Raw genomic sequence first — 13,027 nt, 5'->3', positions numbered from 1 at the left:
AATCTATTTATATAGAAAAAACAAACCTCTTCGCAAGCAGAGAGGTTTGTTCATGAAACTAACTCAAATGGCTTATTGTAATAATTTAGAAACCATTTGTGGAGTTTGGTTTGCTTGAGAAAGCATGCTGATACCAGCTTCGTTCAAGATTTTGAACTTAGTCATTTCAGACATTTCTTTCGCCATGTCAGCGTCTTCGATTTGAGAAGCAGAAGATGCCATGTTAGAAGCTTGGTTATTTAAGCTTTCTACATTGAAGTCTAGACGGTTTAATGTAGCACCTAAATCAGCACGGCTACCTGCGATAGATGCGATCATACCATCGATAGCTTTAATTGCATCGTTAGCATTATTGATAGCAGTAGTATCATCTTCAGTTCCAGCAGTGCCTGCGTTTGTTGCTGAGATAGAAATTTGGTTAAGTTTCTTTTCATTACCTTCTAAATTAGCACTTGTAACATTTGCTAGTTTGATATCGATAGTGCCGTTAATAGCAGGTTTTGTAGTACCAGGATCAGTACCAGGATCTGCTGATCCTGTTGCAGCAGTTGCTTGTCCATCATCATAACTATGGATTTTAATAGATCCATTATCACCATTTAATAATGTTTTTCCGTTAAACTGAGTGTTTGTTGAAATGTAATCAATTTGATCTCTTAATGCAGAAAATTCTTTTTCTAGTGCACCACGGTTTTCGTTTGTGTTTGTACCGTTGGCAGATTGAACTGCTAGGTCACGCATACGAAGTAAGATGTTAGATACTGAGTTCATTGCTGAATCAGCTGTACGAATCATAGAGATACCATCTTGTGTATTACGAGATGCAACACCTAATCCGTTTTCTTTTGCACGCATACGAGTAGCGATTGCAAGTCCAGCTGCATCGTCAGCTGCACTGTTAATACGTTTACCGCTTGATAAACGGTTCATAGAAACGTTCATTTTGTCTTGGTTTTGACGCATGTATTCTTGCGTACGCATGCTATTAATGTTTGTATTGATTCTCATGTGAAGAACCCCCATTTTTTTATATTGACTTTTCTGCAAATTGAAAAACGGTAATATGCGAAAAAATCGATTTCGAGATTTATTGTAAGCCTTGCTACAAAGGGTGCCAACTAAAAATCCGAATTAATAAATATAAAAAAATAACAGTTTAACAATATAGTCATTTTTTTATTGCAAAGGATTATTGCAAACTTTAAAAAAAAACTCTAATATTAGATTATCTTTGTTTATCGAAAAGGTGATATTATGGTAGTTGGAAATATAGTAAAAGAAGTTCTTGCATATAAAAAAGGACAATTTCAGCAAAAATTAAGTAGTCCGCAGGCGTTCGTTAGTAGTCGTTTTCAAGATCAATTGCAAAGTGAACCTGCGAAGGAGACGAAGGTTGCTCCGCAAACGGCAAAAGTAGAGGATATGAGTCAGCCGGTACAATCTATGAAAATAGAAACGGTTGTTAATAAACCGGAAGAACCTATTAATAAAGTAGTAGAGGAAACGAGTAAGCCTGAGGAGAAAGCTGAAACGAAGAAAGTAGATGAAGTGCAAGTTGCACAAAAAGAGTTTGAGCGACGTTTCCCAGAAACGAAAAATGAGCCTGCTGATACGTGGGGATTAACGAATAAATATAATATTCGGAAAATACGTTCTTAAAATGAAGGTAAGTATGAGGATATTATTGATCGCGTAAGTAATACATATGGAATTCCGAAAACGTTAATTCAAAAAATGATTGAAGTCGAGTCTAATTTTAATCCGAAAACGGTGTCACATGCAGGAGCGATGGGGCTTATGCAGCTTATGCCAGCAAATGTGAAAGAGATGGGTATAAAAAATCCATTTTCACCAGCTGAAAGTATTGAAGGCGGTGTGAAAGAGTTAAGCGGTTATTTAAAGAAACATAACGGTGATCTCGTACTAGCGCTTGCTTCTTATAATGCTGGTCCTGGTAATGTGAGAAAGTACGGAGGCGTACCGCCATTTAAAGAAACGCAAGGATATATAAAGAAAATATTGAATATAGACGTTTCGAAATAAGAAATTTCATTTATATATAAAGTGAAACTTTAATCAGTGGGGGTTTTGTTCATCCCCCACTGATTATTAGCCTTCACCAATCGGGCTTTTACGGGCAGTTGCCCCTCCGCCTAACTTCTTTGCTTTCGCTGAATTTTGAGGTAGGGGTCTTACTGCCCGCAAATAGCGGGATAAATAGAGAATATGAAATTTTCGTTAACATGATATGGGAGTTGGCTAGATTTGAAATTACAAGATGATATTCCGTTAACAATTTATTTTGAAATCGGAAATACAAAAAAGAAAATTGAAGATCTGCTTCATATTACGAAAGGTACATTGTATCGTCTTGAAAATTCAACGAAAAATACGGTGCTTATTATGCTTGAGAATGAAGAGATTGGAACCGGAAAGATTTTGACGAAGAATGGAAAAATGTACGTTGAAATTGTTGAATTGAAAAGGTAGGGAAGGGGATTTTCATGAGTGGCGATAAATTAAGTCAAGAGCAAATTGATGCCCTACTGAAGGCGGTAAATGAAGGCGAGGAAATGCCAGCTTTCGCACAAGAAGCAGGGAAGCAAGATAAATTTCAAGAGTATGATTTTAATAGACCGGAGAAGTTCGGTGTTGAGCATTTACGTAGTTTGCAAGCGATTGCGTCTACTTTTGGCAAACAGACGTCACAGACGTTGTCAGCGCGTATGCGTATTCCAATTGAACTAGAGCCTTCGACCGTTGAGCAAGTTCCGTTTACGAGTGAGTATGTGGAGAAAATGCCGAAAGATTATTATTTATATTGTGTTATTGATCTCGGTCTTCCAGAGCTTGGAGAAATTGTAATTGAAATTGATTTAGCGTTCGTTATTTATATTCATGAATGCTGGCTTGGCGGAGATAGTAAGCGTAACTTTCTAATGCGTAGACCATTAACGGCGTTTGAGTTTTTAACACTTGATAATATATTTACTCTTCTTTGTAAAAATTTGCAACAATCATTTGAAAGCGTTGTTGCGATTGAACCGAAATTTGTAACGACGGAGACAGATCCGAATACGCTGAAGATTACGACAGCGAGCGATATTATTTCACTATTAAACGTAAATATGAAAACGGATTTTTGGAATACGACAGTTCGTATCGGTATTCCGTTCTTATCTGTTGAAGAAATTATGGATAAGTTAACGTCTGAAAATATTGTCGAACATTCTTCAGATAAGCGTAGAAAGTATACGTCTGAAGTAGAAGTGAAAGTAAATCAAGTGTACAAGCCTGTTCACGTTGCGATTGGTGAGCAGAAAATGACAATGGGCGAGATTGAGCAAATTGAAGAAGGCGATATTATTCCGCTTCATACGAAAGTAACAGACCAACTGCGTGGTTATGTAGATGGAAAACATAAATTTAATTGTTTTATCGGGAAAGATGGAACGCGTAAGGCGCTCCTATTTAAAAGTTTTATAGAGTAGGAGGATCTATATGAAGCATGAAGTATCTCCTGTGTCATTAATGGGATTAGAAGAATTTGCAGGGAAGCGAAATGAAGCGGGGAAGGCACATATTGATACCGTTTCGGATATTTCGATTGAACTTGGAGTAAAGCTTGGGAAGTCATCTATTAAGCTTGGTGATGTGAAGCAATTAAAAGTTGGCGATGTTCTTGAAGTAGAGAAAAATTTAGGACATAAAGTAGATGTATATTTAAGTGATATGAAGGTCGGTATTGGTGAAGCGATAGTAATGGATGAGAAATTCGGCATTATTATTTCTGAAATTGAAGCTGATAAGAAACATGCAGCGCTTATGAAGGTGCAAAATCAAATGCAGGATAAAGAGTAGAGGAGGAGTCATATGTCGTATATGACGACCTTATTTCAAGCCGTTTTACTGTTTGGTGCGCTCGGCTATGGTGCATATTATATGACGAAAAAGACGCGCAAACAGCAGTTTTTTAAGCAAGGTGAAAACGGCCATATTCAAGTGAAAGACGGCGTATATTTAAATCATCAAACGAGCGCCTTTTTGTTTGAAGTGGACGGAAAGCAAGTGTTCACTGTTATTAGTAATAACGGTGTACAATCTGTGCAGTTAACAGGAACAGGAAATCAGTTTCAGCAAGCGCTAGAAGACGCGGTGAAGAGTGAAACGAAAAAAGTAGAGGATCCATCATGAGAATAAAGAAACAGTTATCGTTATTTGCCGTTATTTTCGTATTTTCTATTATTTTTTCATTTGTTTTTGTAAATCCAGCGTATGCAGCCCCGAACGGCTTTATTAATTTCGAAAATGGAAAAGAGTTTACGAGTAATTCAAGTGTACAACTATTCGCACTCGTTACCCTTCTATCATTATCTTCTTCTATCGTTCTTTTATTTACGCACTTTACGTATTTTATGATTGTTCTTGGGATTACTCGTCAAGGACTTGGGGTTATGAATTTACCACCGAACCAAGTGCTTGTTGGACTTGCATTATTTTTATCACTATTTACGATGCAACCAGTACTTGGTCAGTTAAAGAGTGATGTGTGGGACCCGATGACGAAAGAAAAAATAACAGTAAGTCAAGCTGCGGAGACGACAGCCCCGATTATGAAAGATTATATGTCGAAGCATACGTATAAGCATGATTTGAAAATGATGCTGAAAGTGCGCGGAGAAGAGTTGCCGAAAGATTTAAAGGATCTTTCACTGTTTACGCTTGTGCCATCCTTTACGTTAACGCAAATTCAAAAAGGTTTACTTACAGGGATGTTCATTTATTTAGCGTTTGTCTTTATTGATTTAATTATTAGTACACTTTTAATGTACCTTGGGATGATGATGGTACCGCCGATGATTTTAAGTTTACCATTTAAAATACTCGTTTTCGTATATTTAGGTGGATATACAAAAATCGTCGATATTATGTTTAAGACGGTCGCCTGAAGCGTTTGATGCTATGTGATAGGAGTCATATAAATGAATACGTCACCAATTATAGATATTTTCCAAACCTTTTTTTATAAAGGGGTTATGATTTTAATGCCGATTGCCGTTGTAAGTATGATTGTCGTTATTATTATCGCGGTTATTATGGCGATGATGCAAATTCAAGAGCAAACGCTGACGTTTTTACCGAAAATGGCGAGTATTGTGCTCGTTATTATCATTTTAGGTCCGTGGATGTTTCAAGAGTTAACGATGCTTATTTTAGATTTATTTGATAAAATCCCATCGCTATTGCGTTCGTACTAAGATAGGTGAACTGAAATGAATATGGAATTATGGGCGGCGACGTTTTTTGCGTTTTGTCGCATTACTTCATTTTTATATTTTCTACCGTTTTTCTCAGGCCGATCAATTCCGGCGATGGCAAAGGTTACATTTGGAATCGCTCTTTCGATTACAGTGGCAGATCAAGTGGATGTCTCTCACATAAAGACAGTTTGGGATGTAGCAGCTTATGCAGGAACGCAAATTGTAATTGGGTTATCACTTTCAAAAATTGTAGAGATGCTGTGGAACATTCCAAAAATGGCAGGGCATATTTTAGACTTTGATATCGGTTTATCACAGGCAAGTTTATTTGATGTAAATGCAGGATCACAGTCTACTTTACTATCAACAATTTTTGATATATTTTTTCTTATTATTTTCATTTCACTTGGCGGCATTAACTATTTCGTTGCCACGATTTTAAAGTCGTTTCAATATACAGAGGCGATTTCAAAATTGTTGACGACTAGTTTTTTAGATAGTTTACTCGCAACGTTATTATTTGCAATTACATCAGCGGTCGAAATTGCTTTGCCGCTTATGGGGAGCTTATTCATCATTAACTTCGTTCTTATTTTAATCGCAAAAAACGCACCGCAATTAAACGTTTTTATGAATGCGTACGTAATTAAAATAACGTGTGGTATTTTGTTTATTGCGATGAGTGTACCGATGCTCGGTTATGTGTTTAAAAATATGACAGACGTATTACTGGAAGAGTATACGAAACTATTTAACTTTTTCTTAACGAAGTAGGGGGACGCGCATGGCAAAGGATAATAAAACAGAAAAGGCCACCCCGCAGAAGCGTAAAAAATCGCGTGAAGAAGGGAATATCGCCCGGAGTAAAGATTTAAATAATTTATTTTCCATTCTTGTATTAGCAGTTGTCGTTTACTTTTTCGGAGATTGGCTCGGTTATGAGATCGCACATTCCGTAGCGGTACTGTTTGATCAAATTGGAAAAAATACAGATTCGACCGAGTATTTTTATTTAATGGGCATATTACTTCTGAAAGTATCGGCTCCTATATTAATACTTGTATATGCTTTTCATTTGTTCAATTATATGATTCAAGTCGGTTTCTTATTTTCTTCTAAAGTACTTAAGCCGAAAGCATCACGTATTAATCCGAAAAACTATTTTACGAGATTGTTTAGTCGTAAAAGTTTAGTAGATATTTTGAAATCACTATTTTATATGGGATTAATCGGTTACGTTTCGTACGTTCTCTTTAAAAAGAATTTAGAGAAGATTGTTAGTATGATTGGATTTAACTGGACAGCGTCACTTACTGAAATTATTAGCCAAATTAAATTTATCTTTCTAGCCATTTTAATTATTTTAATCGTTCTTTCTATTATTGATTTCATTTATCAAAAATGGGAGTACGAACAAGATATTAAAATGAAAAAAGAAGAAGTGAAACAAGAGCATAAAGATAATGAAGGGGACCCGCAAGTAAAGGGGAAACGAAAAAACTTTATGCATGCCATCTTGCAAGGGACAATTGCGAAGAAGATGGATGGTGCAACGTTTATTGTGAACAACCCGACGCACATTTCAGTTGTGCTTCGTTACAATAAACAAGTTGATGCAGCGCCTATTGTCGTTGCAAAAGGGGAAGATGAGCTCGCATTATATATACGAACGCTTGCCCGTGAACAAGAAATACCAATGGTGGAAAACCGTCCGCTTGCTCGTTCTTTATATTATCAAGTTGAGGAAGACGAGACGATTCCAGAAGATTTATACGTAGCTGTAATTGAAGTTATGCGCTATTTAATTCAAACGAACGAACTTGAAGTATAATAGCGCGTTTGGAGGGGATCTCTTTGTTTAAGATGGATTCTGCAAGAACCTATTTTTCTATCTTTTTAGCAGCGTCATTCGTTGTGGCGCTCTTAATTCCACTTCCACCATTTATACTTGATATCGTTATCGTTTTTCTACTAAGTATGTCAGTGCTTATTTATATGCGAGCTACAAGTATTAACGAGTGGGATGAATTAAAGTCATTTCCGACGATGTTGTTATTAATCGGGATTTTCCGCGTATCGATTAACGTTTCGACGACGCGAGCGATTTTAACAGACGGAAATGCGGGTCATGTTATTGAAGAGTTCGGTCAGTTCGTAATTGGCGGGAACTTATTAATTGGTATCGTTATTTTTATAGTTTTAATCATATTCCAGTTTATCGTTGCAAACGGTGCGTCTCGTACAGCTGAAGTAGCAGCTCGTTTTACACTTGATTCTTTACCAGGGAAACAAATGTCTATCGATGCTGACTTGAATCAGCGTCTTATTACAGAAAAAGATGCACAGGCAAAACGAAAAAAATTAAATATGGAAACAGAGTTTTACGGAGCGATGGATGGTGCCGGAAAGTTCATTAAAGGGGACGTTATTTTCGGGATTGTCATTTTATTCGTAAACATTATTTTCGGTTTAATTGTCGGTATGATGCAGCAAGGAATGAGCTTTGCAGATGCGGCTATTCACTATACGCAGTTAACTGTCGGTGACGGAATTGTAAACCAAATCGGTTCGTTAATGCTTGCGATTTCAACAGGTATTATCGTAACGCGAGTATTTGACGGTTCATCTGATACAGTAACTGAAGGAATCTTTAAAGAGTTATTAGCGCATGAAGTTGTTGTATATGCACTCGGTGGTTTATTTATCGCAATGGGTGTTTTTACACCGTTACCATTTCTACCCTTTGCTCTCGTTGGAGGCACGATTGTTTTCTTAGGAGTTCGTAATAAAAAGCGAATAAAGAAAGAAAAAGAAGACGAGCTTCAAAAAGAATTAGAAATGATTCAAGGCGATGAAGAGCAACTGCAACAAGTGGAAGATTCATTCGGCGTCTTTACAGATAAATATCCAATTATCGTAGAGCTCGGTTTAGATTTAGCGGCACTTGTAAAGCAGAAGATTAACGGGGAAACAGCTCGTGATAAAGTTGTTCTTATGAGGAAGTCAATTATTACCGACCTTGGAATTAACGTTCCGGGAATTAACTTTAAAGATAATACGAGCTTTAGACCACGCGGACGTTACATTATTCGTATTAAAGGTGCGAAGGCGGCTGAAGGTGTTTTAAAATCAGGTTATTTATTAGCACTGAAAACACCGAATGTAATGGCTGATTTAGATGCAGAGCCGGCGAAAGATCCAATTTTTGGTGAAGATGGATATTGGATTTTGGAGCATATGGTACAAGATGCACAAATGAAAGGCTATCAGGTGTTAGAGCCGCTCAGCATATTAATTACGCATTTAGATGTTGTCGTTAGACGTAATCTTCATGAGTTAATTCAGCGTCAACATGTGAAAGACTTGATTAACTCGCTTGAAACTGATAATGGCGTTTTATTAGAAGAAATTAAGAAGAAAGAAATCGATTTATCACTCGTGCAAAATGTTATTAAACAACTTCTGAAAGAAGGAATTTCAATTCGTGATTTACCAACAATTATTGAAGGTATTATTGACGGGAAAGAAATTTATCAAAACCATGTTGATGGTGTCACTGCATTTGTTCGTGAATGTATTTCAAAAGTTATTTGTGAGAGTGCGAAAAATCCTGATGGAAAAATTTATGCAGCGCTTTTCGCTGATTCAATCGAGTTAGATGCGGATGTTGTTAATAATTCATACCAAGGTTATTTATTAAACTGGGATTTAGATTTAGAAACGCGAGTAGTAGAGCAAGTACAGCGCGTTTTCAAACAAGCTCGTTTAATGGGAAGAGAGCCAGTATTATTAACACGCAGAAAAGATTTCAGGTTTGCGATTGTGAGACTTCTTGAACGTTATCAAATAGAAGCTAAAGTATTATGTATTAGTGAATTAGCACCAGAAATTGTTGTAGATCAAATTGCTTATATTGAATAGTAGGGGGTGAAGTAATGGAAAGTACAGAAAAAAAAGAAGCGTTAATGCGAATAAAAGCAGCTTCGAAAAATGAATTGTATCGAAAGTTATTTGACCAATATGGTACAGATTATTACTACGTTGTCGATGAAAGTGTAAAACGAAACATCCCGTTTTTTTGGAAGAAGAATTATGAAATGTTAGTCGCTTTTCCTGAAGATAAACAGGAAGAAAGTAACGAAGGCGTAACTCAATTTCATGAACAATTAATGGATGTTGTAAATGAACCTTCAGAAGAAATTGTGAAGGCAAATGGAATTCAATCGGTACTGCACAATTTAGAAAACGTAACGACTTCTATGCCGTACGCAGCGATGCAAACAGGAAATAGTGAAGAATGGGCAAGAAAAAAAGAGAAACTATTACAACTGTTTGAAAAAGGGATTGTCGTTGTGAAACATACGGAGGCGACGAAAGTAACGAAAAAACAGCCTGCTGTGAAACAAGCTGTTCCTGTAAAGAAAGAAGAAGTAGTTGTTAAAAAAGAAAAGCAGGAATCTGTGCCATTTATTATTCAAAAAGTAATTCGGATGTTAGAACAAAACGATGTGGAACAATATTTCATTCATGCATATGCTGAAAAATTAAAAGTGAAGTTTGAGAATGCAACGATGATTACAGAAGAGGAAGTCATCGGATACATATTGGAAGATATGAGATCTCATTTCAATACTGAAAACGTATTTGAAAAAGAAGTACAAACGATTGCATTAATAGGTCCAACTGGTGTTGGAAAAACGACGACACTTGCGAAAATGGCATGGCAGTTTCATGCTAAGAGAAAAACAGTTGGTTTTATTACGACGGACCACTCTCGCATTGGAACAGTGCAGCAATTACAAGATTACGTAAAAACAATTGGGTCAGAAGTAATCGCTGTGCGAGATGAAGCAGCTATGACAAGGGCACTCAGTTATTTTAAAGAAGAAGCGCGCGTCGATTATATATTAATAGATACAGCCGGTAAAAATTATCGTACGTCAGAGACAGTTGAAGAGATGATTGAGACGATGGGACAAGTAGAGCCAGACTATATTTGTTTAACGTTATCAGCTTCCATGAAAAGTAAAGACATGATTGAAATTATTACGAACTTTAAAGATATTCATATAGATGGTATCGTGTTTACGAAATTTGATGAAACAGCGAGCAGCGGTGAATTGTTGAAAATTCCAGCTGTATCATCAGCTCCAATTGTATTAATGACAGATGGACAAGACGTGAAGCAACATATACATATCGCTACAGCTGAACATTTAGCAAAACAAATGTTACAAACATCGTAAGAAAAGAGGTGAAGAATAAGGCACTTGCCTTATTCAAACGAGTATGAACGGTCTTTATATAGGTTCTATGGGTATGATGAATTACATGCAGCATATTAATGTTCATTCGAATAACGTCGCAAATGCCCAAACGACAGGATTTAAAGCAGAAAACATGACGTCTAAAGTATTTGATGTGCAAGACACATATCGCCGCGGAGACGGATCGGCGACAAATATCGGCTCGGTCGATTACGCTGTCGTACCAGCTGCGACGCATGTGAACTTAGTACAAGGAAATGTACAAATGACAAATAGTGCTACAGATTTCTTTTTAGACGACGGTGCGGCTGGCACATCATCATTTTTCGTTACATCTAAAAATGATGAAACATTTTTAACGAGAGATGGTAGCTTTACATTAAATAGTGATCGTTATTTACAAACAGCATCTGGTGCTTTCGTAATGGGTGAGAATAATGAACGTATTCGTATTCCAGAAGGAGCAAAGGTAGCTGTACAAGCAGACGGTACATTATACGATGAAGCAACACAAAATAATATTGCCCGTCTGCAAACGAAAACAGTAGACGTAGAAACGAACGCTCGCCTCGTACAACGTGAAAATAAAAGTTTTACACTAGCAGAAGGAAACGTTGCTGATTTACCGAATGGAACAGGGGCAGTACGTAATCATATGCTAGAAAATTCAAATGTGGATATGACGAACGAAATGGCTGACCTTATGACGAATCAAAAAATGATTCAAGCATCGCAGCGCATCATGACTTCGTTTGATAAAATTTATGAAAAAGAAGCGAATGAAATATTGAGATAAAGGACTTCCAATTAGTGGTGGTCTTTTTTTTATCCCGCAAAAGCCCGATTGGTGAAGGCTAATAATCAGAGGATGGGAGCTCCTCCTCTGATTAAAGTTTCACTTTATTGTTGCTTTTATTATAGTTACACCATAAAATGATAATGATTATCAATATCATTTTATCTTTAATAAGAATAGAAGCTGTTAGGGTCGTATCATTTGTTTAACTAGGTAAATTAAAAATAAGGGGAAGGTGTGTACATATGTCTACAAAAAAACAGCTTTGCATTGGACTATGTTTGATTTCTAGAAAGAAAGAACAAGAGAGTATGTTTAATTCAGGGATAGATGAACAAGTAGAGTTGGCACTACAGGCAGAAAAGGCCAAGTTAGATTTTGTTTTTAAAGCGGATTATTTAGTGGCACATCCAGATTTAATTGCACGTAATAAGGGGAATGTAATTTTAGATCCAACACTATTGTTTACTGCTATTGCTTATGCAACAGAAAAAATTGGAGTCGTTACGACCGCTTCAACATCATTTTATCCACCATATATACTAGCGAGGCAACTACAATCTTTAAATTGGATTAGTAACGGCCGAGTAGGATGGAACATTGTCACATCAATTGATGGTGCTGAAAACTTTGGTGAGGCAGGGATGCCACCATCTGAGGAACGATACGCGAAAGCGGCAGAATGTACAGAGTTAGTAAGAAAACTTTGGAGGAGCCACCCTTATGAAGTTTTGAAAGAAGACAACGCAGATGTAATTAGAGAGATGGTACAGCCAATTGAGCATCGTGGTGAGCATTTTGAGGTGAAAGGTCCACTTAATATCCCGCAACATATTTCTGGGGAAATGCCTTTATTTCAAGCGGGTGCTTCAGAGTCTGGCCGGAATTTCGCTGCTTCTGTTGCGGATGCGATTTTTGCCGCAATGCCAGATGTAGAATCAGGAATCGAACTTCGTCAAGATTTAAGAAGAAGAGCAGAAAAGCATGGCCGAAAGCAAGATGATATACGTGTATTGCCTGGTTTATATTTCTTTATTGGCGATTCATATGAAGAAGCGCTAGAAATGCACAGGCAAGCTCATCAACACCTTACAAAAGAGAAGAGGTACGCTTTACTCGAAATGGTTCTCGGATTAGATGTTAGAGGGATGCCATTAGAAAGTAAGGTTACTGAACATATGCTACCAAGTAGAAATCAAGCTGTACGTAGTAAAACACATGCCGAATTATTACGGAATTTCATCATAAAACATGAACCAACTGTTGAGCAAATACTAGAACGACCAGAAGTTGTTGGTTCTGCTCATTGGGTTGCAATTGGTACACCACAAGACGTTTTCAAACAAATTATGGAAAGGTTTGAAGCAGGAGCACTAGATGGATTTATTGTAATTCCAGGGGGACCTCCAAAATCATTGGATTTATTCTTTAGTGAGGTCATTCCTTTATTCGTGAGAGCAGGTGTATTTAGAGAAGAGTATACAGGTTCAACCTTACGTGAGCATTTGGAGGGTAATATATCAAATGCTCTACAGTTGAAATAATTCATTATGCACAAAAAGCCTTCAAAAGAAGGCTTTTTATTTCGAATAAAAATTCGGAATTGTCAGTTGACTTGTAGAGGCTTCTTTTTTATATTAGTAGGTATAGCAATAACTACTAATGGAAAGTGAAATCGTCGTTTTGAAATTAGAGCTATATAA

General features: G+C 36.9%; 13 protein-coding genes and 1 pseudogene. 13 read left to right on the top strand and 1 reads right to left on the bottom strand.

Annotation, left to right across the window (positions count from 1 at the left end):
* Positions 1–72: 72 nt before the first annotated feature.
* Complete coding sequence (locus tag CQ058_RS05355) at positions 73–1,008, bottom strand: flagellin N-terminal helical domain-containing protein (protein WP_002193132.1); 936 nt, start codon at positions 1,006–1,008, stop codon at positions 73–75.
* A gap of 246 nt (positions 1,009–1,254) precedes the next feature.
* Here CQ058_RS05355 and CQ058_RS05350 point away from each other — a divergent pair.
* From CQ058_RS05350 to CQ058_RS05290, 13 genes and pseudogenes are all read left to right on the top strand, one after another.
* A pseudogene (locus CQ058_RS05350) lies at positions 1,255–2,043 on the top strand (transglycosylase SLT domain-containing protein).
* Positions 2,044–2,265: 222 nt separating this feature from the next.
* Complete coding sequence (locus tag CQ058_RS05345; RefSeq protein ID WP_002189074.1) at positions 2,266–2,490, top strand: flagellar motor switch protein FliN; 225 nt, start codon at positions 2,266–2,268, stop codon at positions 2,488–2,490.
* A gap of 14 nt (positions 2,491–2,504) precedes the next feature.
* Positions 2,505–3,491 carry a flagellar motor switch protein FliM gene (gene fliM / locus CQ058_RS05340; protein WP_002189076.1) on the top strand — a complete coding sequence of 329 codons (987 nt, stop codon included), beginning with the start codon at positions 2,505–2,507 and terminating at the stop codon, positions 3,489–3,491.
* A gap of 10 nt (positions 3,492–3,501) precedes the next feature.
* On the top strand, positions 3,502–3,861 hold the full coding sequence (fliN, locus tag CQ058_RS05335; protein WP_002193131.1) for a flagellar motor switch protein FliN: 360 nt from the start codon (positions 3,502–3,504) through the stop codon (positions 3,859–3,861).
* A 12-nt stretch (positions 3,862–3,873) separates the two neighbouring features.
* A complete protein-coding gene (locus CQ058_RS05330; RefSeq protein ID WP_002193130.1) occupies positions 3,874–4,194 on the top strand; it encodes a hypothetical protein in 321 nt (106 codons plus the stop codon).
* Positions 4,191–4,949 (top strand): flagellar type III secretion system pore protein FliP, encoded by a 759-nt coding sequence (locus CQ058_RS05325; RefSeq protein WP_002118006.1) that lies wholly within the window; start codon positions 4,191–4,193, stop codon positions 4,947–4,949. The genes CQ058_RS05330 and CQ058_RS05325 overlap by 4 nt, the downstream gene beginning before the upstream one ends.
* A 33-nt stretch (positions 4,950–4,982) precedes the next feature.
* Positions 4,983–5,258, top strand: coding sequence for a flagellar biosynthetic protein FliQ (locus CQ058_RS05320; protein ID WP_002011993.1), 276 nt, complete (start codon positions 4,983–4,985; stop codon positions 5,256–5,258).
* Between the two features lie 15 nt (positions 5,259–5,273).
* On the top strand, positions 5,274–6,035 hold the full coding sequence (locus CQ058_RS05315) for a flagellar biosynthetic protein FliR (protein ID WP_002189079.1): 762 nt from the start codon (positions 5,274–5,276) through the stop codon (positions 6,033–6,035).
* A gap of 10 nt (positions 6,036–6,045) precedes the next feature.
* A complete protein-coding gene (gene flhB, locus CQ058_RS05310) occupies positions 6,046–7,092 on the top strand; it encodes a flagellar type III secretion system protein FlhB (protein WP_002193129.1) in 1,047 nt (348 codons plus the stop codon).
* 23 nt (positions 7,093–7,115) lie between these two features.
* On the top strand, positions 7,116–9,182 hold the full coding sequence (gene flhA, locus CQ058_RS05305; protein WP_002189082.1) for a flagellar biosynthesis protein FlhA: 2,067 nt from the start codon (positions 7,116–7,118) through the stop codon (positions 9,180–9,182).
* Positions 9,183–9,196: 14 nt separating this feature from the next.
* On the top strand, positions 9,197–10,507 hold the full coding sequence (gene flhF, locus CQ058_RS05300; protein WP_002193128.1) for a flagellar biosynthesis GTPase FlhF: 1,311 nt from the start codon (positions 9,197–9,199) through the stop codon (positions 10,505–10,507).
* Positions 10,508–10,550: 43 nt separating this feature from the next.
* Positions 10,551–11,324, top strand: a complete 774-nt coding sequence (locus tag CQ058_RS05295) for a flagellar basal-body rod protein FlgG (protein ID WP_033733080.1) — start codon at positions 10,551–10,553, stop codon at positions 11,322–11,324.
* A gap of 245 nt (positions 11,325–11,569) precedes the next feature.
* Positions 11,570–12,868 carry an NtaA/DmoA family FMN-dependent monooxygenase gene (locus tag CQ058_RS05290; protein WP_002189087.1) on the top strand — a complete coding sequence of 433 codons (1,299 nt, stop codon included), beginning with the start codon at positions 11,570–11,572 and terminating at the stop codon, positions 12,866–12,868.
* The last annotated feature ends 159 nt before the right edge of the window (positions 12,869–13,027 follow it).

This window comes from Bacillus sp. MYb56 (assembly GCF_002976445.1).
Classification (GTDB): Bacteria; Bacillota; Bacilli; order Bacillales; family Bacillaceae_G; genus Bacillus_A; species Bacillus_A mycoides.
This window is presented reverse-complemented; position numbering and strand designations above follow the sequence as displayed.